Below are 20745 nucleotides of genomic sequence, written 5' to 3'. Positions count from 1 at the left end.
CTCCTTCATATACAACGAGTTTACTAACTCCGGAGACAGTTGTTATGGTAGATCTACAGCGAACACTCGCTCAGCTCACTAATCGCATAGTTATTTTAGAGGCAGAAAATGAGGTTCGTCGAGTGCAGATGCGCTATATGGCCCTCTGCGACACCCCTGTGCCTGAGTATGGTGTCAGGAATCCTGAGCACCGGATCGACTTAATCATGGAGCTTTTTTCTGACGAGGCAGTTTGGGAGGGTGTTGGTGAATACTACAATGGCCAGTTTGGCCGTGCTGAAGGAAAGAAGGCAGTCAGACAGTTCTTTGAAGGCTTTCACCAGAACAATAAAGATCGTAAAATCGTTCTTAACTGTCACTACGTAACGTCGGAGCAGATTCATGTAGCTGCTGATGGAATAACCGCAACAGGACAGTGGGTTCATATTCAGCCATGGCTGTTTTCCAACGGTGAAGCGGTGCTACGGTCGTCTCGATTATTCAACGCTTATAAATTATGCGAAGACGGAAAATGGCGATTCACTCGTAATCGTACTGAAAACGTTTTCATCGCTCCGTTACACTCCACATGGGCATCCGATTACCCTTCAGAGTCAATTTTGTTGAAGCCATAGATAAATAAGATCGGTGACCTTCTAATCGATCACCGATCTTATTGTTATTCTAATCTACAAGATTGCTTGTGCTAAGAGTCGATCTGTCAAACATAGGCTATATACTTCCAGCGTTAATTAATAGCTTTCTAGAATCAGATCTTTTATTTGCTCCATGCTTAGTTATATAGTGACTCTACGATGATTGAAACTCAATCCGTCGGAAATATCCACAGGATGTATCTTTAATTTCATGGCGGGTTAGGATTAAGAGCTTAAATAGTATTACAATAAATTGATGAGTTAATGCTGTCACGCTGATAAATCCAAAACAAACCACCATCCGTCATGCTCAAACGCATAAACGTTTGCCTTCGAGCAAACCACTCAAGCGCATACATAAGAAAGCCCGCATCGTCGGCTCCCCAAGGTATTGCTCTCTCGCCAACAAAAGCTACGTTTACATCTAACTTCTTAGCTCCTTTATTGTTAATAGAAGTGAAGTGAATATCTAACTCAAAGGTGAGTCCGGTACCCAAAGCCGCAGCAGTACCGAACAGTGAAACAAAACTATGCAGCGTAAGGTCGTGAAACCGAGCCCCTGCGTTGATTTTCGCTGCCACTTTAAATACGAATGGGTTGTCGGATAATTTCCATTCGTCCATTGGAATATACTTTTCGAATGCACCCGGCTCATTGAGATAGCGAGTATCTATAGTTGGAGTAATAGCATCCATCAAAATATCCTTGCGGCATTGCCGGATTTTTATTGAAAGGCTTTTTAGCGATGCTTCAGCCCATGCTGAAGTCGGTTTTTATCCTGTTATTATATCATCTATTCTAAGGTAGTAAATATGGCGGGAGATTTTGGGGTGCCTAAAAGTGAATGATTCAAGATAATTTGGATTGAAGATAATACAAATATAATGCCTATCTATGTCTGACCTTAGTCGAGGATTTTATGCTCCTGGTTGGTTCTCGGCTGTAGGTGAAAGTTGCGCTGGGATATTTTTTGAGTGTTGCTTTTTTTACTCTTGCAAAATAGGCTTTCATTGCTGTTGGGTTTTCAAGAAGAGTCCTTGCTGTTTTAATAATGTGGTCTGGGTTCTGCTGGCGGGTTAGTTCATAGTTTCCGTTTGTATATGTTGCCCGCCAGCCCGCGGCTTCCCCATAATCCAACTGGCGCTAGAGCAGCAACTAAGCATGGAGCGGACAGGTGCCATACTGCCGAAAACTGACGTTTATTAAATTTTACATTTACACGCTCCGCTCTCTTCTCTAGCTTATTTTATGCTGTGGGCCTTTACGTTGAAGTCTCAGCTCGCAACCCCTTCGGGTTGAGCCATTCGTGAATCCGTCCCGTTGGCCTCTGGGGGGTTGTTCGCAATTGTCGACCTCTGCGCTAGTGTGGGATTGACGCCTTCTTACCAAGTAGCGTTAACCGAACATGCAAAAATAACCCCCGGTATAGACCAGAACCCCGCCAGCAAGCCCATGTGTTTTCAGAAGTAACTGAATTGAGCAAAGGTGCGCGAGATGTGGTCAATAGCTTGCCTTAAATACAGCGAGCGCGCGTAGACCGACGCCTGACCCCCCGAGTGCCTAACGTTAGAAAATGATAGGCTTCCGGGGTGGTTGGCATTTTCATCGTTGCAGGTTAGGATGCACAATGTCATCTACTACTTCCTGAGAAAGCGTTATTAGACTGGATAGCGAAAAATGAACGTAGCTCGGACTGATCAGAGGTTATGTTTTGAGGGTTTCTTACCTTGCCGTATTAAAGCCATTAGCGAGCGCGTTTTACGTCTTTTATCCGGTATAAACGAGGAGTTTGGTATATCGAGCCCGGAATTTAGCGTTATGGTTGTTGCGATGGAGGTATCGAATCTTTCTGCCAAGCATATATCTCAGGTTACGGGGTTAGATAAAGCTGCAATTACGCGAGCATTAGACCGGCTATCGACGAAAAGCTTAATACAACGCGAGCGGTGCGGTGCAGACAATCGACGACTTAAAATATCCCTTACACGGTTAGGCTTGGAGAAGTTCCGTAGAATAGAGGCCGCTGCTTTGGAATGGGAGAAGGGGTTGCTCAAAGGTATATCTGTTGCAGAATTAAATAAGATGTATCTCATTTTCGACAAAATTGACTGTAACTTGGCTTACCTGGAGAGGTAGTGGTTGATTGGCTGTATATAGAGATTTAAGCTGCCTGAGAAACTGATAACATTCTGCTGGGTTTATATTTTGCATTATAGTAAACAATTTCTTGGCTTAGGGGTGATTGGTGTAGATGTAGGCTTTGTTAAGTACATGATTGTTACAGTATTCATATTTGTTGACGCTAAGGGTTGCGGGACTTGAGTTCTACCTCGTTAGCCACTTTCAAAGCTTCTAGTTACATCGGCTCTGCATATTTTGAGGTTTCGTCTGCAGTAGGTCGAGGGGTCGGCAATATGGGCAAACGTCCATTGGGGTCGCGTTTACCCGATAAAAGTAATTTTACGAGCCCAAACGGTCGCAAATAGTAATCTGATCATTGTTGTCGGAATGCTATCAATTCTCGTAGCATATTAATCCTCGCGAGCTGAGGCAAACGTTACGTTAGAGCTGAAAATGGGGCGGATACATAGATTGTGGATTTCATCGTCTGCAACTGCTGGGCAGATTTATTCGGAGGCCAGACGCCATCTGCTACGGATCGAGTTCGCACTTCCATGCGCTGCTCTAAACTAGCGTAAGGCCAGATATGCAGATAGCGCGGTATACGTCCGCTGATAGCATAGAATGCTGCATAAACAGGAGAGTAGAGTTCGCCGGTGCGTTGCGCTATTGCGTTTTTCCATCCCTCCAGGGTACGTTCCAAACCGGAATTCACAAGGTCGTATTCACGAAATTTGTAATAGGGGCCGTAGCTTCCTGGAGCGAGAGGCTCGATAAAGGGGAAGATCCGGTAATCCTCGAAGTCCTGATGAAAAATAAACTCCCCAATTTGAAAGGGATCCTTAGAAATCAACACTCGCGTTCTCTCTGCTGCCAATACGTGAGGGCTGGAATAGCGGCGCAAAATTGCGATCGTATTCAGTGAGCCAATTTCTGACACCCAGCAACCAATAAGTTCGATGCCGTCGCCCGCCTCAGAGCGATTCGCAAGCGCGAAATCGCCGCAGCAATGGTGCGCACTCGCATGGTAAACCGTATTTGTTATAAGTGTCCGTAAGGGGATATTTCGACTCAGCGACAGTTAACTGTTGTGCTTGCATGAGGTACCTCAAGAAAAGCCAGGGCGTTTGTGACAGAACAAACCAAGCGTTTAGACACGCCGCCTCGGCTATCGTTTAGGCTTACAGGGACGGTGCTAGTGCTCGTCAGCAGTGTCCCATTATGCAGGAGGCTTGCCCTCCCACGCATTGCGGATCAGTTCTCTAACCCCTGCATGATCCAGTGGTCTTGGATTGGGATAGACTTTCTTAAACGAGAGCTCGGTGGCTCGATCGATTCCATCTTCAGGCATGCCTAGACCTTTTAATGACATTTGGGCGCCGAGGTGTTTGGCCAAATCGAACAATGCGCGTGCCGGATTATTGTTATCGAAAACGCGGCTCAATATCTGGGCCGCATTGGGTGCGCTGGCGAGATTAAAGCTCACGGCATGTGGCAGCAGGGCTGTATGCGTTTCTGCATGCGGCAGTTCAAATGTACCGCCTAAGGTATGGCACAGTTTGTGGTGAATGGCCATTGACGTGGAGCCTAAACAAATGCCGCATAGCCATGCGCCGTAGAGAGCTTTTTCACGAGCCTCTACGTCGTAAGGACTCTCGACGATCATAGGTAATGCGTGTATTAAGGATTGAATGCCTTGCTCAGCAAGTGAAGCGATCACAGGATTAGTGTCATGGGCGTAAAGCGCTTCAACAGCATGCGCGATGGCGTTCATGCCACTGGTGACCGATATATGCGCCGGCAAGCTTAAGGTTTGATTAACATCGTAAATCACAACGTTGGGCCTGATGTAGGGGTCGGTCCTGGTTAACTTGTGGCCTCCCTCCGTCTCAGTCAGGATTGCGGTTACTTCTGAACCGGAATATGTAGTCGGGATAATGATCTGCGGCAGGCCGGTACGATAAGCAATGGCTTTGCTGAGACCGACGCTGGAGCCCCCGCCTACTGCAATAATACCATCGATTTTCTGCGACTCGACGATGGCCATTGCTTTTTCGGTAATGTGTACCGGTGTATGCATCTCTGCTTCGTTAAAACAGATTGAATATTGGTCTTCTAGAGACCGGGCAATGGATAGGTTTCGATCTCGCTGACTTGACGTACCGACAAACAATACTCTCTGGATTGAGAGTTGACCGATTTCGCGACAGAGATCATTTGTGGAGCCCGCACCAAATATCACGCGTGAGGGGGCGCTCATATAAACGAAGGGCGTGGCGACTTGGTTCACATTGCACTCCCTATCGAATTGCGATGGCGTTGGCGGGCGACCCAACGCCGCCGACGATCGGCAATGGGGAAGCGGTAAGCAGAAACGTGTAGCGGTTATCTTCGGCGCAAGCTTCTGCCAACTTATCAATAGCCCAAAGTTCACCAATAGGCATTCCAAGTAGTGGAATGATCGCCCGATGCATAATTCCCGCATGGACGCTGCATTCTTTTTGACTCATTTCTCCGGGTGTGAAGAAAGGACTATCTGATTTTGCCGGCCAGCACTCTAAGGCGAAGTTATCTGCTGCGATTAAGCTAATCCGATTATCCCACAACCAAGAAAGAGCCTTGTTTGATTGTTCTAGTCCAGGATGGAATTGCTCTGTCACCAATTTATCCCGGGTGGCGATGTTTGTTTGGTTTAGATAGTAATTCAACCAGCCAAAGCGAAGAACTACCGCGTCGCCAGGCAAAATTTCGACATTCTGGCTCAGTCGTGCGGCTTCAATTGTATCGATCGATATAGCCTGACCGGTACTCTGGTCCAACGGCATCCCCTGTTTTGCCATGTAGCGTTGGACATCGATCAAGACCCCACGGGTAGCGATAGGTAGCGCTGCGAAATGATGGATACTTAGCGTCTCAGTACCTGGCTTGAACTGAGAGTGATCGTAGCCGTTGTAGAATCCGTATTGAGGATGGCCAATGTGGCGTAATCCATCAATCTGGCTGCCATATTGAGTGTAAAAATTATCCAGCCATTCATCATGGTGGAAATCGTTGCGCTGGAAAATGTGGTGGGCAATAGGCTTGCGCGTGGGCGCCAATGAGGGGTAAATGGCAGTGGAAGGCAAGTCGAGGCTAAACGCTTTACCTTGTATAGCTGCGGCGACACCGCGCAATCGCGAATCAGCATCGATCAGGTTTAGTGTTCCAATTTGATCATTTTCACCAAACAAGCCCCAGCTTGAGCCTGGAGGTGCATCCTGGCGAAGCATCAATTGATCATAGGTTGGCAGCGTTTTATGATAAGAACTCATTCCATTTAACCTCTTTTGATTTTTGCTCTATTGTTTTTGGCGATAGCCCATAGAGTTGCTGATCTGCGCGGCGGCACCAAGAAGATGTGGAAGACAAAGATCGCACATCTCCTCAAAAGAACGAGCGTTGGTGCCGCAGGAGAGAGAGAGCGCAGCGGTGATCTCTCCATGCATATCTCGAATTGGAACGGCGATAGATCTGCGTCCCATCTCGAGCTCTTGATCTACTGCATCCCAGCCACGATGGCGCACTACCTCAATGCGCTGCTCTAGAGCTTGACGAGTGGTAAGTGTCCTATCGGTTAATGCCTTAAATGCGACGGTTGAGAGATAGCGCTCTAGAGCTGCTACTGATTGACCGGCTAATAGCACATGACCCGATGCCGTCGCATACGCTGGCAGCCGTGTGCCGACAGCCAGTGTGATGCTGGTGATGCGGTGTCTGTGGACGCGGCTGAGGTAGATAACGTCATTGCCATCAAGGGCGACTAACGCCGTACTTTCGTTCAATAGATCGGTCAGTTGTTCGAGCCTACTTTGAGCAATCTGGGTAAGGCTCTGGGATGATAGGTAAGCGTATCCGAGCTCTAGCATTTTCGGCGTCAAACTGAAACCAGATTCACCTTCACGTGCATAACCGAGTTTTTTGAGAGTGAGCAGTATCCGACGGACGGTGGGCTTGCTCAATCCAGTTCTTCGAGCCACTTCCGTCAAGGTGCTCGTAGCCGACTGGTGGGAGAACGAGCAAATCACAGCCAGACCCCTTTCTATCGACTGGATATAGTCGGCGTTGCGCTCGCTAGTCATTTCTTCGTTCATATCACTGTTCTCAGAGACGGGTTTGGCGCGCTGTTGACAGGCGGGATGATTATAAGCACGATGTACTTAATGCGTACAAGCGGTACGCATAGCGTACAGCTGGGTGCTGCCCGTGGCAAGGTTCGTAAGCCGCGGGGGGCCTCGTCAAAAACTACAAAAAAAGTTGCGCGTACACGTGCAATAGGAGGCGGCGATGAGCAACGGCCGATTAGTCGAGCTGGTTACTGCGTTGGAAGAAGATCTGCTAGATTTCATGAGGCGCCATCGAGTTACGCATAGCGAGTACCGCGCAGCGACCGACTTGATCATATCGTCGATCAAACAGGGTGAAGAGTCTCTGCTGCTAGACGTTTTTCTTGAGGCGCAAGCTACTGATATTAGCAACATTGATAGAGTTGGAAGTCCGGAGGCCATCGAAGGACCGTTCTATGTCCACGGTGCGCCATTTCTACCGGCTCCCAGCGTCATGCCGCAGCGGTCTGACGAGCCTGGCACGGTGCTATTTTTTACCGGTCGCGTTACTAATTCCTTAGGGCACCCCGTGCCGGAAGTAGAGATTGATCTTTGGCATGCCGATGCCCAAGGTCTTTATTCGAACATCCACCCCGACATCCCGGACTTCAATCTTCGTGGTCGATTTAGGGCCGATTCTCAGGGGATTTTCGAAGTAAGAACTATCCTACCGCCACCGTACGAGATTCCAAAGGCAGGACCGACCGGTTATCTATTGAGTCAGATGGGGCGGCATTACTTCAGACCTGCCCATTTGCATATGAAGCTGCGTCATCCAGATTATGACGAAATGACATCACAGTTGTATTTTGCAGGCGGAGAATATTTGGACTCCGACGTAGCCAATGCCGTGCGAGATGGGTTGATTGAGGAGTTAATTTATGTAACAGACATCCAGCAGATTGAATCACGAGAGTTGAAAGCGCCTTTTTATATCTACGAATACAACTTTGTGATGCCCACATGATCATGAGGTTGAGCATTATCAGGAGCCTCGCGCTTTGGTTGCCAGGCTTTTTCGCAACGAGACGGAGCAGACAGAATGCCTTCCGGTTTTTCGATTGAAAACATAAGTACGCAGCGATTGGACATTCCATTCTCTCAGCCAATTAGAATGTCATTCGGTGAATTGGATAGACTCAATCTGGTGCTCGTTCGTTTGACCGACGTGCAGGGGGTGGTTGGCTATGGCGAGGCGACCATCATGGGCGGGCCATATTGGGGACCGGAAAGTATCGAAGCTGTGCAAGTAGCTATCGATAGGTATCTCGCGCCGCATATCACGAACGTCAGATTCGCCGGCATTGAGGAGTTCAGTCATCGGCTAGCGCGTTTGGTGAGGGGAAACGCCGCGGCGCGCTCTGCCTTAGAGATGGCGGCGTTCGATTTGCTAGGACATCAACAGCAGATGTCGGTTAAAAATTTGCTAGGTGGCTGTTGCCGCGACCGAGTCGAAGTTGCATGGACTTTGTCTACAGGTAGTGAAGCGGGCGATATTTTGGAAGGGGAGCACGCGATGCTGTCTCGCGGTCATCGCCGATTCAAGCTCAAGTTTGGTCAAGGCAAAGCGGACGAGGAATTAGCTCGCATAGTCGGAATCGCCGAGGCTTTCCGTGGGAGGGCTACGATCATCCTCGATATCAATCAGGGATGGGACCTGACTACCGCACTCCGATATTTTCCAGTACTGGAGGAGGCGGGGATTGATTGTATCGAACAACCTCTGCCAATGACGGATCATCAAGGGGCCGCACGGTTGCGATCGTCGTCTACGATGGACATCATTGCAGATGAATCGCTAGTGGATTTACGGTCCACATTCGAAGTTGCCCGAACCGGCGCGGCGTCTGCTGTTTCTCTCAAACCAAATCGAGATGGAGGGCTGCTGGCCTCCCGGCGAATCGCGTGTGTAGCTGCGGCAGCCGGGCTGAAGTTATATGGCGGCACTTCCTTGGAGAGTTCGCTCGGAACCGCGGCAAGTTTACATCTCTATTCTAGCCTTCCAGAATTGCAGCTTGGTAGCGAGTTGTTTGGACCGTTGAGATTGCAAACCGATATTGTCAAGGAGCGGCTTTTACCCCGGAATGGCGGGCTAAAAGCCCCTTGTGGTCCCGGTTTGGGAGTGGTGATTGATGAGGATATGGTAAGAACACTGCGATTTCAATCTTAAACCAAGCTGATCCGGAAAGTGGAATCAATAAGTACTTTGGTGGCGCGAGCGGAGCCTTTAGCAAAGAGTATTAGTCACTAGCTAACCTAGTTACGTAAAGAGAAAAATTTAAATAAAAATACGGCTAGGGTTTAGGAATGTCCTCGTTACGACAGAAAATGATGTCGGGAGTTGGCGTCGTTATTGCGTCGTCTGCGATTGTCATTGGGATGGTCAATTACTTTTTTACCGAAAAAGAGCTAATTCTGTTGGCGCTGATTGAAAACTGACCCACCCTGCCGATTGAAAATTGACCCAGGGCGGATTGCTGATTTTTGCCCCAGCAATTGTGGATAAGCTTAGCAGTCGTGTTCCGGTTGAAGGCTCATCAAGCCCACCGCATGTAGGCATGCAGCAGGGTATTTATGGTGCCGGTCAAAACGGTGCATCGTCCTCGATATTCTCTGCATCCTTGCGCTTTCGTTCACGCGATTTGATCTTTGTCTGGTCTGCCAAGGTGGGCTGTGTTGCAGGCGGTAGGACTCTTTGCCCGTTTCGACGATGTGGCAGTGGTGCGTAAGCCGATCCAGCAACGCTGTGGTCATCTTGGCGTCGCCAAACACACTCGACCATTCCGAGAAGCTGAGGTTGGTGGTGATGACCACGCTGGTGTGCTCGTACAGTGTTGAAAGCAGGTGAAATAACAACGCGCCACCACTATGACTGAAGGGCAAATACCCCAGCTCATCGAGTATCACCAGATCTGTCCGAAGCAGTCCCTGGGCGATTCGGCCTGCCTTACCATCGTACTTTTCACGCTCCAGCAGGTTGACGAGATCGACCGTGGAGAAGAACCGTACTCGTTTGTTATGTGTGGTGATTCCGGACACGGCCAAGGCAATGGCCAGGTGCGTTTTTCCGGATCCAGGCCCACCGATGAACACGACATTTTGCGCAGTCTCCGTAAGCTCAAGACTGGAGTATTCCTTGACCAGACGGGCATCAGCGCTGGAAGCGCTGAAGTCAAAGCCAGCTAACTCACGGTGCATGGAAAGCTTTGCCATGTTCATCTGATGGTTCACAGAGCGCACGGCGCGATCTGCCTGCTCCTGTTGGAGCAGATGCTCAAGCAGCCACTTCGACGATGCCGTCGAAGCTTCTCCCTGGGCCGCCAGTTCTTCCCAAGCCTGCGCCATGCCATGCAGACGCAGTTCTTTAAGTTCTGCCATCAAGTCACGCATTGCGGCTCTCCTCATCTGTTGTACGGAGTTGGTCATATCGGGCCATGTTGGCAACGGGAGCACCTTGAGTTGCAGGCTGGTTTCTACGGAAGGCGGTGGTGCAGTAGCGGTGAGTCGGGCGAGAACATTTAAGATGTGATCGGCGCTCAGACTTCCCGACTCAAGCACCAGTTCTACCGCTACCAGCACCGGGTCGAGACCGGCGATGGGCACGGCAGAGAGCACCTGCGTCATGATCCGATCACCGTTGCTGTGACGTCTCAGGCCCCGTTTGAGAAGCCGCAACGGAGTGGGCAGATTGGCAGACGGTGCGCCATTGCGCAGTGCACCCGGCTTGCGTTCGATGAGTGGGATGTAATGCTGCCAGTCAAAACTGGCCTGATCTCGATCAAAGAGGCGCTCGTGGCTGGCGATCATCGTTTCATCGGCGATGACCACGATCTGGGATGGGTAAAGACAGCTGCTGACCCACTGCCCGACTCGCTCACAAGGCACCGAATAGCGATTTCGCGCCACGCTAATCCGGCAAGTGCTGGAGACCCGTACGGTGCGCTCGACGTAGCCATCAAAGGCCGTCGGCATCGGCATCATTTCGACCCGTTCCAGCTCCAAAACTTCCGCCACCGTCAGTCCGTTGTACTGCGGATGCTGCAGCTCGCTCCAGAGCGCACGACATCGTTGGCCGAGCCAGGCATTCAGTTCCTCGAAGGTGTGGAACATGCAGTTTTGAGCGTCAAGCCAAATGTGCCGTCGACTGTCTTGAACGTTCTTCTCGACAATGCCCTTTTCCCAGCCAGAGGCTACGTTGCAGAAATCCGGATCGAAAAGGTAGTGCGCGCACATCACGGCAAACCGTGCATTGACCGTGCGGCCCTTGCCTTTATTGACCTTGTCGACAGCCGTTTTCATGTTGTCCTAGATGCCGCGACGCGGCACGCCACCTAACGCTCCGAACGAGCGTGTATGGGCATCGAATAGCATCTCGTGACCTTGGCTAGGGTACGCAACCAACCAGAATGCGCGACTGGCGCACAGCTTCATGTGGGAGACCTGGATGCGTCGAAACAGGCCTCCGATCAGCAGCCCTTCTTCGCTCCAGTCAAATTGAAAGGCTTCACCGAACGCAAACGTCAGCGGCACAAAAGCGCGTAAAGACTTGCCTTGCTCACCTCGCCACGAGCGTACGAACGCCGTGAGCTGGCTGTAACCGCCGTCATAACCCTCGGCCTTGATCTGCTCGAAAAGTGCTTTGGCGCTTCTGCGGTTGTGCTTTGCCCGGAACGAATCGGCTTTCAGCGCCTGTTCCAGCGTGTCGTGGAATGGGCTGAGTTTGTTGAAGGTCGTGCACCGCTGGTACGCCGGTTGAGTGGCTTCGGGCGCTCTGACCCATTTTCGGATGGTGTTTCTCGACAGCCCGGTACGCTTGGCTATCTGGTGCAGCGAGAGCTTGTCGCGGAAGTACATCCGCCGGATTTTTCCCAACATTTCCATGCTGATCACACTGTGTTCTCCTGCTCAAAAAGTGAGCAGAAGCAGTTGAACACCTGGGTCAGTTTTCAGTCGGCAGAACAGCCTCTACTGGGTCAGTTTTCGGTCAGCGGCAACAGCTAGTAGACATCTACGGGTAGACCTCCATTTCTGAATGGATGGGCCTCCCGTAGTACCTCCCTATATGATGGCGAAGCTGCCAATAGCTGATTTGCAGCGAAGGATTCACTCAAACTTACTCGATGAGGTCATTCCATTTACCTATTTGTATTTTCGTCGCAGTTTTATATCGATTTAAAAATATAAGTTAGCGTAAACAGTTTGCAGTGGGAGTATCCTCCTGCAGGGACTACGCCTCGGCCGAAGTCCAGCGGCAACCGAAGGCAGCAACAGTTACTACATGCTCTACCTGGGGTGGTGCATCCTGCGCACGCGCCGAGGAAATTATTAGCTCACAGCATGCGGCGCAATACATCGTTGCGAGGGTCGCTGTCGAACAACCGATGCTTGAGCGCCCCCGCGATATGCAGCACGATCAAGACCAACAAGGTATAAGCCAGTACTTTATGCAGCCATTGGAACGCGACAAACCAATCGTCATTCTTCGTCAGCAACTCCGGCAGGTTCACACCGAAAAAGAACACACCGTCGCTCATGGTGTAGGTGCTTGACATCGAGTACCCCATCAACGGGACGGCCACGATCAGCACGTACATGGAGCGTTGTACAAAACGTGAGAGAAAACGCTCATGCGCCGCCAGTGTTTGCGGTGGCTGCGGAAGCGCGGGGGTGCGAACGCGCAGGGCGATCTGCACCAGCACCAGCAGAAACGCCAGCACGCCGAACGATTTGTGCCACGGATAATAGAGTGTGTATTTACTCACCACTTCATCATCAAGCCCGGTCATGTGCCAGCCGGCCCAGAGCAGGCCGGCGATGACCACGGCGCGCACCCAATGCAGGATGCGCAGGGACACGGGATACCGATCAATTGTCGCTTGTTTTTGGGTGTTCATCGCAGTCTCTTCATTGATCATCAAGGCATCGAAAACGCACGATTGAATGCCACCCTAGGCGGCCATGGCCGCGAGGATGACCGGTGCAGTCACTGTTCTCAGGCGGGTAGCAGCACGGTGATCACTTTCTCCTCGGTGTAGGCCAGCGCGCCGCCAAGCCCGCCTTCGCGGCCTATGCCGCTGGCCTTGACGCCCCCCCACGGAAGGTTGGCGTCCAGCGGGCTCCAGCAGTTGACGCCGATGGCGCCGGCCTTTACGGCTGCGGCCACGCGGTGCGCGCGCGCCAGGTCGGTGGTCCACACCGTGGCTGCCAGGCCGTAGGCAGAGTCGTTGGCCAGTGCCACGGCCTCTTCTTCGCTATCAAATGTGATCACCGTACCGACAGGGCCGAAGATCTCATCCTGGGCGATCGCCATGTCATTGCGGGCGTCGGCGAAAATCGTCGGGCGTACGAACCAGCCCTGGTCAGGGGTGGATACGCCGCCGGCCAGCAGCGAGGCGCCTTGGTCGATGCCCAGCTGGATGTAACGGTTGACGCGATCGAATTGCGCTTTCTTGGCCACCGGCCCCATCTGCACGTCAGGCTGGCGAGGGTCGCCGACCTTGACCGCGCGCGCGGCGTCGGCCAGTGCACCAGCGAATCTCTCGGCGAGGCTGCGCTGGACCAGGATGCGCGAGCCGGCGGCACAGATCTGCCCCTGGTTGGCGAACAGGCCCAGGGTGCAGCCGAACAGCGCCTCATCGAAGGGCGCATCGTCGAACACGATCTGCGGGCTCTTGCCGCCCAGTTCCAGTGCCACGCGCTTGAACAGCACACCCGCGGTGCGCTGGATCTCACGCCCGGCCTCGGGACTGCCGGTGAAACTGATCTTGGCCACATGCGGGTGTTCGCATAAGGCGCGGCCCACCTGCGCACCGTAACCGGTGACCACGTTGATCACGCCGTCTGGAAATCCAGCTTCCTGTGCCAGCGCCGCCAGATGCAGGGCCGATTGCGGGGTTTCTTCCGAAGGTTTGATCACCACGGTGCAGCCCGCCGACAGCAATGCGGCGAGCTTCCACACAGTGATCATCAGCGGTGAGTTCCACGGCACGATGGCGCCCACGACGCCCACTGGCTCGCGCAAGGTGTACGAGAGGGTCTTGCGACCGAAGTAGCCGCCGGTGGGAATGGTGCGTCCTTCAAGCTGGTTGGCCCAGCCGGCGGCGGCGCGCAGGTTGGCGATAGCGTTGGGCAGGTCCATCCGGCGCGGTTCGAGCGGTGCGCGGCCGATTGCGTCGGCGTCCATGTCGGCCAGTGATTCGCTGTCGCGCTCCACCAGGTCAGCGAGTTTCGATAACAGCCGGCCGCGCTGGGCGCCGTCAAGCCGGCTCCAGGCGCCACCTTCCAGCTGGGCGCGCGCCGCTGTCACGGCCCGGTCCACATCCTCGGCGGTGCCGCTTGCGCAACTGCCGTACACCTGTTCGGTCACGGGGTTGATAAGGGGAATGCGCGCGCCATCGCTGGCTTCGAAGGGCGCGCCCTGGATAAAGTGGTTCAGGTGCTGAGTCATGTGGATGTCCATGCGTGATGGGTCGGAGGCGACAGGCCTCATGCCTTGAGGGAAGCCAGGGCATCGCCGAAGATGTCCAGCGCTTTGAAGAACAGCGAGCGCGTGATCGTCAGTGAGGGCATCACACGCATCACGTTGCTGTAGCGCCCGCAGGGGATCATCAATACGCCATGGTTCATCAGGTAGGCCATGAGCTGCCCGATCTTGGCGCCCTCGAGCGGTGTCTTGGTGGCGGCGTCTTCCACCAGTTCGATACCGATCATCAAACCGCGGCCGCGGACTTCGCCGACAAACGGGCTGTTGAACCCTCGGATGCGTTCCTGCGCTTCCAGGCCCAGGGTGTGGGCGCGATCAAGCAGGCCGAGTTCCGGGTCCTGCAAGATACTGATATTGGTCAACGCCACGGCCGCAGACAACGAGTTGGCGGCGAAGGTATTGGGCATCGAGCCGTCGGGAATCTGGGCGGCGAGGTCCGAACGCATGATCAGCCCGGCCATCGGCAGGTCGCTGCCAATGCCCTTGCCGAAGGTGAGCATGTCGGGTTTGACCTCGGAGTGTTCGACCGCCCACATCTTGCCGGTGCGGCCCGCACCGGACTGTACTTCGTCAACGATCAGCAGCGCGCCGGCGCGGTCGCAGGCCTTGCGCAACAGTTGAAGGAACTCGGGGGAGGGCGGCACGTAGCCGCCTTCGCCCTGCACCGGTTCCACAATCACGGCAGCCACGTCATCGGCGGCGGTGTAAGGACTGTTCAGCAGATAGTCCACATAATCGCCGGCAATTTGCTCGGCACTTTTTTGCGTGGTATCGAAAGGAAAGCGGTAGGCGTATGGGTAGGGGGCGTGAATCACGCCGCCCATCATCGGCCCGTAGCCCTTGCGGTAGGCTGTGCCGGTAGTCAGGGCGCCAGAGGCGTTCCACACGCCGTGGTAGCCGCCGTGGAAAGCGAGGATCTGGTGGCGTCCGGTAATGCGTTTGGCGAACTTGATCGCAGCTTCCAGCGCATCGCTGCCGCTTTGCGTGAAGAACGTGATGCAGTCGCCGCGCAGGCCGTCGGGCGCGATCTCGGACATCTTGGCGGCCAGTTCGGTGCGGCGGGTGCTGTTGATTTCCAGGGCGTGCATCAGCACTTCGGACTGTTCACGGATGGCTTGCACCACCTGTGGGTGGCAGCGGCCGACGCTGCTCACGCCCACGCCCGCGGACAGGTCGATGTAGGTGTTGCCGTCGGGATCCTTGAAGGTCGCGCCGAACGCGCGGTCCATGGCGATAGGCATGCGGCCGCCGCCACGCGCCATCGATTCGGTACTCGCCGACAACGCCAGGGCCTCGCGGGTCAGGGGGCCGGGCAGGGTGCTGGAAATAATGCGCGGGGCATCTGCGAAGTGCAGGGATTCTAGTGTGGACTCAATCATGACGCACTCTCTGGGGTAGCGGTTTCAGTGTGTGGATCATTCTCATGGAGTGTCCTTGACCGTTAGCCCGAATCGGCAAATAGATGAACCGGCCCGTGCGCAGTTGTCGACAAAGAAGATTTTGAGAAGAAATTTCGCGGGGTTTGATCTTTGTGCGAATATCGCAAAGGAATGCGAGCTAAAAACAAAAATTGGCAGAGGCTTTTCACACATCATGAGAAACCACCACATAAGCCATTTTCGCGATATCCATGTCCATGCGGCCACCGTCCAGGAGTGGAACCAGGATTACAGCCAGTTAAGCGCGGGCCTGGCCGAGAGTACGCTGATGCAGCTGACCACTGCGCGTTGCCACGTTTTCCGCGAGCAGATCAATCAGCGGGTGGTGCAGCGCGGTGTGGCGCCGCGCGGCAAGATGTGCTTCGCCGTGCCGATCAGCGTGCCGGGTTCGACGCGCATGCAGGGGCGCGAAGTGGATGACAGCAGCCTGTTCTTTCTGCAAGGGGGCGAGGAGTTCATGTTCCATATGCCGATGGGCATGGAGCTGCTGTCCATCACCTTCGAGCGCGAATGGTTCGAACAGGCGCTGGCGCAAACGGCGTCGGCCAGTGAGATCAGTCGGTTGCTGCGCCAGCCAGTGATCCGCGTGTCCGCCCAGCGCTTCACCCAGGCTCGGCTTCGGTTGCTCGCGATGCTTTCCCTGGCTGAGGTCGATGACGAACTCGACAGCGCGCGCGAGCAGGGGCTGGAACGGGCCTTGCTCGGTGAGTTGTTGCAATTGCTCACCGACCCGGCTTGCGACAAGCAGCAACGCAGCCCGAGTTCCACGCGCAGCTTCATTGTCGAGAAATGCCACCGACTGACGACTGCCGAAATGATCAACGTGCCCAGCGTTAACGAGTTGTGCCAACGCCTGCAGGTGAGTCGGCGCACCGTGCAAAACAGTTTCCGTTCGGTGGCCGAGACCACGCCGCTGAACTACTTGCGCTCGGTCCGGCTCAACGGTGTGCGCCGCACCCTGATGTGTACCCTCGCGTCCCACCTCTCGATCGGTGATGCCGCCGCCCAATGGGGCTTCTACCACCTCAGCCATTTTGCCGAGGAGTACCAGGCGCTGTTTGCAGAGTTACCGTCCCATACCCCCCGCGCCGCCATCCCCATTTGCGCGCGCGCCTGAGCACCAGTGCGGCGGCGCAGCCGAGCGTATGCCTGACCCCGCAGTGCGGTCGATGCCCGCCACGGTCTATGCGCGGAACTGGTCCATCAGCTTCATTTGCTGGTTGGCCCGTTCGTTGAGCTGACTGCTGATCTGCGCCGACTCGGCGGCCTGTTCAGTCAGTGTCTCTGTCACGCCGCGGATGGTCGAGACGTTGCGATTGACCTCCTCGGCCACTGCGCTCTGCTCTTCCGCCGCACTTGCAATCTGCAGGTTCATGTCATTGATCACCGTGACTGCGTCGCTGATCTTACCGAGCGCCTCCACGGCCTGATGGATCTGGCTGGCATTGCTCTGGGCCTGGGTCTGGCTTGAGTGCATGGTTGCCACTACGCCACGCGTGCTGGTCTGGATACGCTCGATCACCAGGCGGATTTCCTCTACAGAGTCCTGGGTTCGCTTGGCAAGGTTGCGGACTTCGTCGGCAACCACCGCGAACCCTCGGCCGCTTTCCCCGGCCCGCGCGGCCTCGATCGCTGCATTGAGGGCGAGCAGGTTGGTCTGTTCGGCGATGCTGCGGATCACTTCCAGCACCGAGCCGATCTGTTCGCTGTTGACCGCCAGCGCTTCGACTTCCGTCACGGCCTTGCTGACTTCACTGGCCAGCGCGTTGATGTCACGGGTGCTTCGCTCGATGATGGTGATGCCTTCCCTGGATGCCTGGTCTGCGCCCCGGGCCGCCAAGGCTGCGTTTGAGGCGCTGTTGGCGACTTCGTGGGCTGTGGCGCTCATTTCGTTGGAAGCGGTTGCCAATTGATCGATCTCGCGAAATTGCACCTGCATCCCTTCGCTGGTCTGGCGCGCGATTTCCGAAGACTGGTCGGCGGTGCCGCGCGCAGCGGTGATGCTCTGCTTGAGTTGCGCGATGGTGGGTTGCAGTTTGTCGAGAAACCGGTTGAACCCGTTCACCAGTTCGCCCAGCTCATCTTTCTTGCCGTAATCCAATCGTTGGGTCAGGTCGCCGTCGCCGCTGGCAATCGCCTTGAGCATCCGAGCGACACTATTGATGGGGCGTGTCACACCGGAGGCGGTGAACCAGATGAGCAGCAAGCCCAACAGCCCTGCGCCGCCGGCGACCAGCAGTGACTCCAGTGTGTCGCGGGTTTGCGTCTGGTCAAGCAAGGCCTGAAGCTTCATTGAGTCCCCCAGCAGGACGTTTTTTGGCAAGTCGATGGCTACTCCCCAGGCTGCCGCTTCGGGCATGGGCGCAACGGGGTAGACCGCGCGAATCAGTTCATCACGTGCCAGCACTACCGGCTTTTGTTGCTTCAATGCCGTGAGCACCGCCTTGCCTTCCTCTGCCAAAGGAACGCTGATGTCTTTGCCGATCTGGCTCGCGTCCGCGCTGTAGGCGGCGAGTACACCACTGTCGGAAACAATCAGCATGCGCCCTGAACCATTGAGCAGCGTACGTTGAGCATCGCTCGCGGCAGCTTGCAGAGCGCCGAGCGCGAGGTCGACCCCGAGGGTGCCGATGACCTTGCCATCGGCGATCAGGGGCATCGACAGCGTGGTCATCAGTTGAACCTGTCCGGCCTGGGTGTCGGCATAGGGGGCCATGAGGCAGGTGCGTCGCGTGTCTCGCGGGCAGGTGTACCAACTGTTGTAAGGCGTGCCGCTGATGCTCAGTTCGGTTTTCTGCAAGTCGCCTTCAGGGATCAGAATATTCATCGCTTCGCCTGCGCCGCGATTCCAGGCGCTGGCAAACCGCCCGGTTTCGTTGGAGGCGCGTGCGGCGTCGTTGGCGAACTCACGGTCTTTTCCATCCAGCGCATCAGGTTCGTACACCAGCCAAAGCCCCAGAACCTGCGGGTTGCGTTCGAACGTCGTCTTGAGTGCGAGGTTCAGCTCTTCACGCAATGTAGCGGCCGCCAACCCCCGCTGGGCGGCCATGGTGCGTAGGTTGGCTGCCTGGTCGGAAAAAGCGCTGATGATCTGCAGGCTGTTGCCGAAGACGCTTTGCAGGTTCGTCGCCTGCTCCGCGGCCCTGGCCAGCAGCAGGGTTTCGCCGCTGTCAGTCAGCATCTTGCTGCTCGAGGTGCTGATCAACTGATTGTTCTGGTTACCCTGGTAGATATTCATGCCGACGATCAGGCCGATCACGCCGAGCAGGCACAAAAAGGACAAAAGGACGAATTTCAAACGGATGGAAAGGGCGTCGAGCATTGGGCTATCTCACAGGTGAACAGCGTGTTGATCGATCATCGGTTGGTGTGGAACCACCGACTTTTTATTGGATGTGTCACTGCATCGGCTGATGTCACTGATTCATGACACCCGTTTGCGTGGCCTGACCAGCAGCGCTGCCATCAACAGCAATGCCGCACATGTCGCCAGCACGGCGACGAAACCTGCGTCGAACGCCGTACGGGCTAAGTCGGTCAGCATCGTGGCGTGTTCGGGCAAAGACGTCGCGGCAACCACCAGCGCATCGTCGAGGCTCTCGAAGATCATGGGGTTCAGGGCCAGCCATGGAGGAATCATCTGGCTCGCCGAGTAGGCGTAGATGGTCGATAACAGGCTGCCCGCCAGTGTCACGCCTGCGGCGCCGCCCAATTCAAAGGAGACTTCCTCAAGGGAGGCGGCCATGCCGGCCTTGTCGGCGGGCACGCTGAGCATGATCGTGCTGGACGCTGCGGTCAGTGCGGCGCCCATCGTAAGGCCCAGCAGCGCGAGGCTGACGATTTGCACTGGCGCTGCGGCGTTGTGCGCCAGCAAGTAGGTGAGCATCGCGGCAGCCGAGAGCAGCAGCGTCCAGAACAGCATGCGCTGCTCTCCCAGGCGCGGCAGATAATGCCCGGCAAGCGGCCCGGCGACGAACGAACCCAGCGGCAGCGGCAGGATGAACAGCGCCGCCTCCAGCGGCGACAGGCCCAGCACCAGTTGCAGGCGTTGGCTGAATACCAGTTCCATGCCGATCAAGGCGGCGGCTGATACCACTGCCGAAATCACCGCATTTCTGAAGCCAGACGTGGAGAACAGTGACAGATCCAGCATCGGCTGATCGGCACGCCGCTGACGTCGAATGAAAAGCGCCAGAAATAGCGTGCCCAGGATTAGTGCTATCAGCATGGCTTCGAAGGAGGATTGCCGTTTACCCAGCTCCTTGACCGCATAAGCTATGCTGATCAAACCGATCATGACCTGCAGCGAACCCAGCCAGTCCCAGCGTGTCTGGCTATTTCCCGGATGATTGGGAATGGTTATCGCTCCTAGCAGCAAGGCCAACAGCACAATTGGCACATTGATCAGGAATACCGAACCCCACCAGAAATGCTCCAGCAACAATCCACCTACGACCGGTCCGAATGCGGCGCCCCCTGAGGCCACTGATGCCCATATGCCGAACGCCATCGCCTGTTCGCGTCGGTCGGTAAACGTCAACCTTACCAGGGCCAATGTGGCGGGCATCATCATAGCTGCGCCGACCGCCAGGAAACCACGGGCGACGATCAAGACGCCGGCCGATGGCGAGAACGCAGCGATCAGCGAGAACAGGCCGAAAACGCTCAGGCCGCCGATAAACAGCCGTTTGTGCCCGAGACGGTCGCCGAGGGTGCCCATGCCCAACAGCAGTCCGGCGGCGATCAACGCGTAGATATTGATGATCCAGAGCTTTTGCGATGCCGTGGCGCTGAGCTCCCGCGTGAGTGTGGGCAGCGCGGTATACAGCACCGTCATGTCAATGACGATAAGCAGCAGCGCGCTGGAAATGATGGCAAGTATCAGCCAGCGACGGTTGGAGTCGGTAAAGGGCATGGCTGGCGTC

At 55.0% G+C, this 20745-nt stretch carries 14 protein-coding genes and 4 pseudogenes; 5 read left to right on the top strand and 13 right to left on the bottom strand.

All coding sequences use genetic code 11. The features are described 5' to 3' along the window. Positions 1–44 precede the first annotated feature (44 nt). Complete coding sequence (locus J3P89_RS16300; protein ID WP_434694898.1) at positions 45–614, top strand: nuclear transport factor 2 family protein; 570 nt, start codon at positions 45–47, stop codon at positions 612–614. 254 nt (positions 615–868) lie between these two features. On the opposite strand, the gene J3P89_RS16295 is transcribed toward J3P89_RS16300, so the two are convergent. Beyond that, entirely contained in the window at positions 869–1330 is a 462-nt protein-coding gene (locus tag J3P89_RS16295) for a hypothetical protein (protein ID WP_434694897.1), read from the bottom strand. Positions 1331–2312: 982 nt separating this feature from the next. Between J3P89_RS16295 and J3P89_RS16290 the strand changes: the two genes are divergently transcribed. Beyond that, entirely contained in the window at positions 2313–2771 is a 459-nt protein-coding gene (locus J3P89_RS16290; protein ID WP_434694896.1) for a MarR family winged helix-turn-helix transcriptional regulator, read from the top strand. A 421-nt stretch (positions 2772–3192) separates the two neighbouring features. Here the strand turns inward: J3P89_RS16290 and J3P89_RS16285 are convergent. The 4 genes and pseudogenes from J3P89_RS16285 to J3P89_RS16270 form a co-directional block, all read right to left on the bottom strand. Then, positions 3193–3782, bottom strand: a pseudogene (locus J3P89_RS16285) (NIPSNAP family protein). A gap of 193 nt (positions 3783–3975) precedes the next feature. After that, complete coding sequence (locus tag J3P89_RS16280; RefSeq protein WP_434694895.1) at positions 3976–5046, bottom strand: maleylacetate reductase; 1071 nt, start codon at positions 5044–5046, stop codon at positions 3976–3978. 10 nt (positions 5047–5056) lie between these two features. After that, positions 5057–6067, bottom strand: coding sequence for a cyclase family protein (locus tag J3P89_RS16275; protein WP_434694894.1), 1011 nt, complete (start codon positions 6065–6067; stop codon positions 5057–5059). Between the two features lie 27 nt (positions 6068–6094). Beyond that, the gene (locus J3P89_RS16270) at positions 6095–6886 is read right to left on the bottom strand and encodes an IclR family transcriptional regulator domain-containing protein (protein ID WP_434694893.1); all 792 of its coding nucleotides are present in this window, start codon (positions 6884–6886) and stop codon (positions 6095–6097) included. 193 nt (positions 6887–7079) lie between these two features. On the opposite strand from J3P89_RS16270, the gene J3P89_RS16265 reads away from it, so the two are divergent. Together J3P89_RS16265 and J3P89_RS16260 are read left to right on the top strand one after the other, a co-directional pair. Then, positions 7080–7865 carry a dioxygenase gene (locus tag J3P89_RS16265; protein WP_434694892.1) on the top strand — a complete coding sequence of 262 codons (786 nt, stop codon included), beginning with the start codon at positions 7080–7082 and terminating at the stop codon, positions 7863–7865. A 75-nt stretch (positions 7866–7940) separates the two neighbouring features. Beyond that, a complete protein-coding gene (locus tag J3P89_RS16260; protein ID WP_434694891.1) occupies positions 7941–9068 on the top strand; it encodes a muconate/chloromuconate family cycloisomerase in 1128 nt (375 codons plus the stop codon). A gap of 414 nt (positions 9069–9482) precedes the next feature. Here the strand turns inward: J3P89_RS16260 and istB are convergent. From istB to J3P89_RS16235, 5 genes and pseudogenes are all read right to left on the bottom strand, one after another. Further along, a pseudogene (gene istB / locus J3P89_RS16255) lies at positions 9483–10288 on the bottom strand (IS21-like element helper ATPase IstB). Continuing rightward, positions 10281–11779, bottom strand: a pseudogene (gene istA, locus J3P89_RS16250) (IS21 family transposase). Before istA ends, istB begins: the two co-directional pseudogenes overlap by 8 nt. Before the next feature lie 449 nt (positions 11780–12228). Next, the gene (locus J3P89_RS16245) at positions 12229–12792 is read right to left on the bottom strand and encodes a cytochrome b (RefSeq protein ID WP_434694890.1); all 564 of its coding nucleotides are present in this window, start codon (positions 12790–12792) and stop codon (positions 12229–12231) included. A 98-nt stretch (positions 12793–12890) separates the two neighbouring features. Then, complete coding sequence (locus J3P89_RS16240; RefSeq protein WP_434694889.1) at positions 12891–14345, bottom strand: aldehyde dehydrogenase family protein; 1455 nt, start codon at positions 14343–14345, stop codon at positions 12891–12893. A 38-nt stretch (positions 14346–14383) separates the two neighbouring features. Beyond that, positions 14384–15760 carry an aspartate aminotransferase family protein gene (locus J3P89_RS16235; RefSeq protein WP_434694888.1) on the bottom strand — a complete coding sequence of 459 codons (1377 nt, stop codon included), beginning with the start codon at positions 15758–15760 and terminating at the stop codon, positions 14384–14386. Between the two features lie 214 nt (positions 15761–15974). Here J3P89_RS16235 and J3P89_RS16230 point away from each other — a divergent pair, with 214 nt between their 5' ends. Further along, positions 15975–16937: a helix-turn-helix domain-containing protein gene (locus J3P89_RS16230; protein WP_434694887.1), complete on the top strand. Its 963-nt coding sequence runs from the start codon at positions 15975–15977 to the stop codon at positions 16935–16937. Positions 16938–17003: 66 nt separating this feature from the next. Here J3P89_RS16230 and J3P89_RS16225 read toward each other — a convergent pair whose 3' ends face one another. From J3P89_RS16225 to J3P89_RS16215, 3 genes and pseudogenes are all read right to left on the bottom strand, one after another. After that, positions 17004–17759: a methyl-accepting chemotaxis protein gene (locus J3P89_RS16225; RefSeq protein ID WP_434698011.1), complete on the bottom strand. Its 756-nt coding sequence runs from the start codon at positions 17757–17759 to the stop codon at positions 17004–17006. A gap of 102 nt (positions 17760–17861) precedes the next feature. Then, positions 17862–18869, bottom strand: a pseudogene (locus J3P89_RS16220) (HAMP domain-containing protein); the annotation flags it as partial. A gap of 375 nt (positions 18870–19244) precedes the next feature. After that, positions 19245–20735, bottom strand: coding sequence for an MFS transporter (locus tag J3P89_RS16215; protein WP_434694886.1), 1491 nt, complete (start codon positions 20733–20735; stop codon positions 19245–19247). Positions 20736–20745: the final 10 nt, after the last annotated feature.

The sequence above is a fragment of the Pseudomonas sp. Z1-14 genome (assembly GCF_051132005.1).
Classification (GTDB): Bacteria; Pseudomonadota; Gammaproteobacteria; order Pseudomonadales; family Pseudomonadaceae; genus Aquipseudomonas.
Note: the sequence above shows the minus strand (reverse complement) of the source record. Positions and strands in the feature narration are given on the sequence as shown.

Bases quoted from the DNA above. Each gene is read 5' to 3' on its own strand.
- J3P89_RS16300 (WP_434694898.1), top strand. From the start codon at position 45: ATGGTAGATCTACAGCGAACACTCGCTCAGCTCACTAATCGCATAGTT.
- J3P89_RS16295 (WP_434694897.1), bottom strand. From the start codon at position 1,330: ATGGATGCTATTACTCCAACTATAGATACTCGCTATCTCAATGAGCCG.
- J3P89_RS16290 (WP_434694896.1), top strand. From the start codon at position 2,313: ATGAACGTAGCTCGGACTGATCAGAGGTTATGTTTTGAGGGTTTCTTA.
- J3P89_RS16275 (WP_434694894.1), bottom strand. From the start codon at position 6,067: ATGAGTTCTTATCATAAAACGCTGCCAACCTATGATCAATTGATGCTT.
- J3P89_RS16270 (WP_434694893.1), bottom strand. From the start codon at position 6,886: ATGAACGAAGAAATGACTAGCGAGCGCAACGCCGACTATATCCAGTCG.
- J3P89_RS16265 (WP_434694892.1), top strand. From the start codon at position 7,080: ATGAGCAACGGCCGATTAGTCGAGCTGGTTACTGCGTTGGAAGAAGAT.
- J3P89_RS16260 (WP_434694891.1), top strand. From the start codon at position 7,941: ATGCCTTCCGGTTTTTCGATTGAAAACATAAGTACGCAGCGATTGGAC.
- J3P89_RS16245 (WP_434694890.1), bottom strand. From the start codon at position 12,792: ATGAACACCCAAAAACAAGCGACAATTGATCGGTATCCCGTGTCCCTG.
- J3P89_RS16240 (WP_434694889.1), bottom strand. From the start codon at position 14,345: ATGACTCAGCACCTGAACCACTTTATCCAGGGCGCGCCCTTCGAAGCC.
- J3P89_RS16235 (WP_434694888.1), bottom strand. From the start codon at position 15,760: ATGATTGAGTCCACACTAGAATCCCTGCACTTCGCAGATGCCCCGCGC.
- J3P89_RS16230 (WP_434694887.1), top strand. From the start codon at position 15,975: ATGAGAAACCACCACATAAGCCATTTTCGCGATATCCATGTCCATGCG.
- J3P89_RS16225 (WP_434698011.1), bottom strand. From the start codon at position 17,759: ATGCAGGTGCAATTTCGCGAGATCGATCAATTGGCAACCGCTTCCAAC.
- J3P89_RS16215 (WP_434694886.1), bottom strand. From the start codon at position 20,735: ATGCCCTTTACCGACTCCAACCGTCGCTGGCTGATACTTGCCATCATT.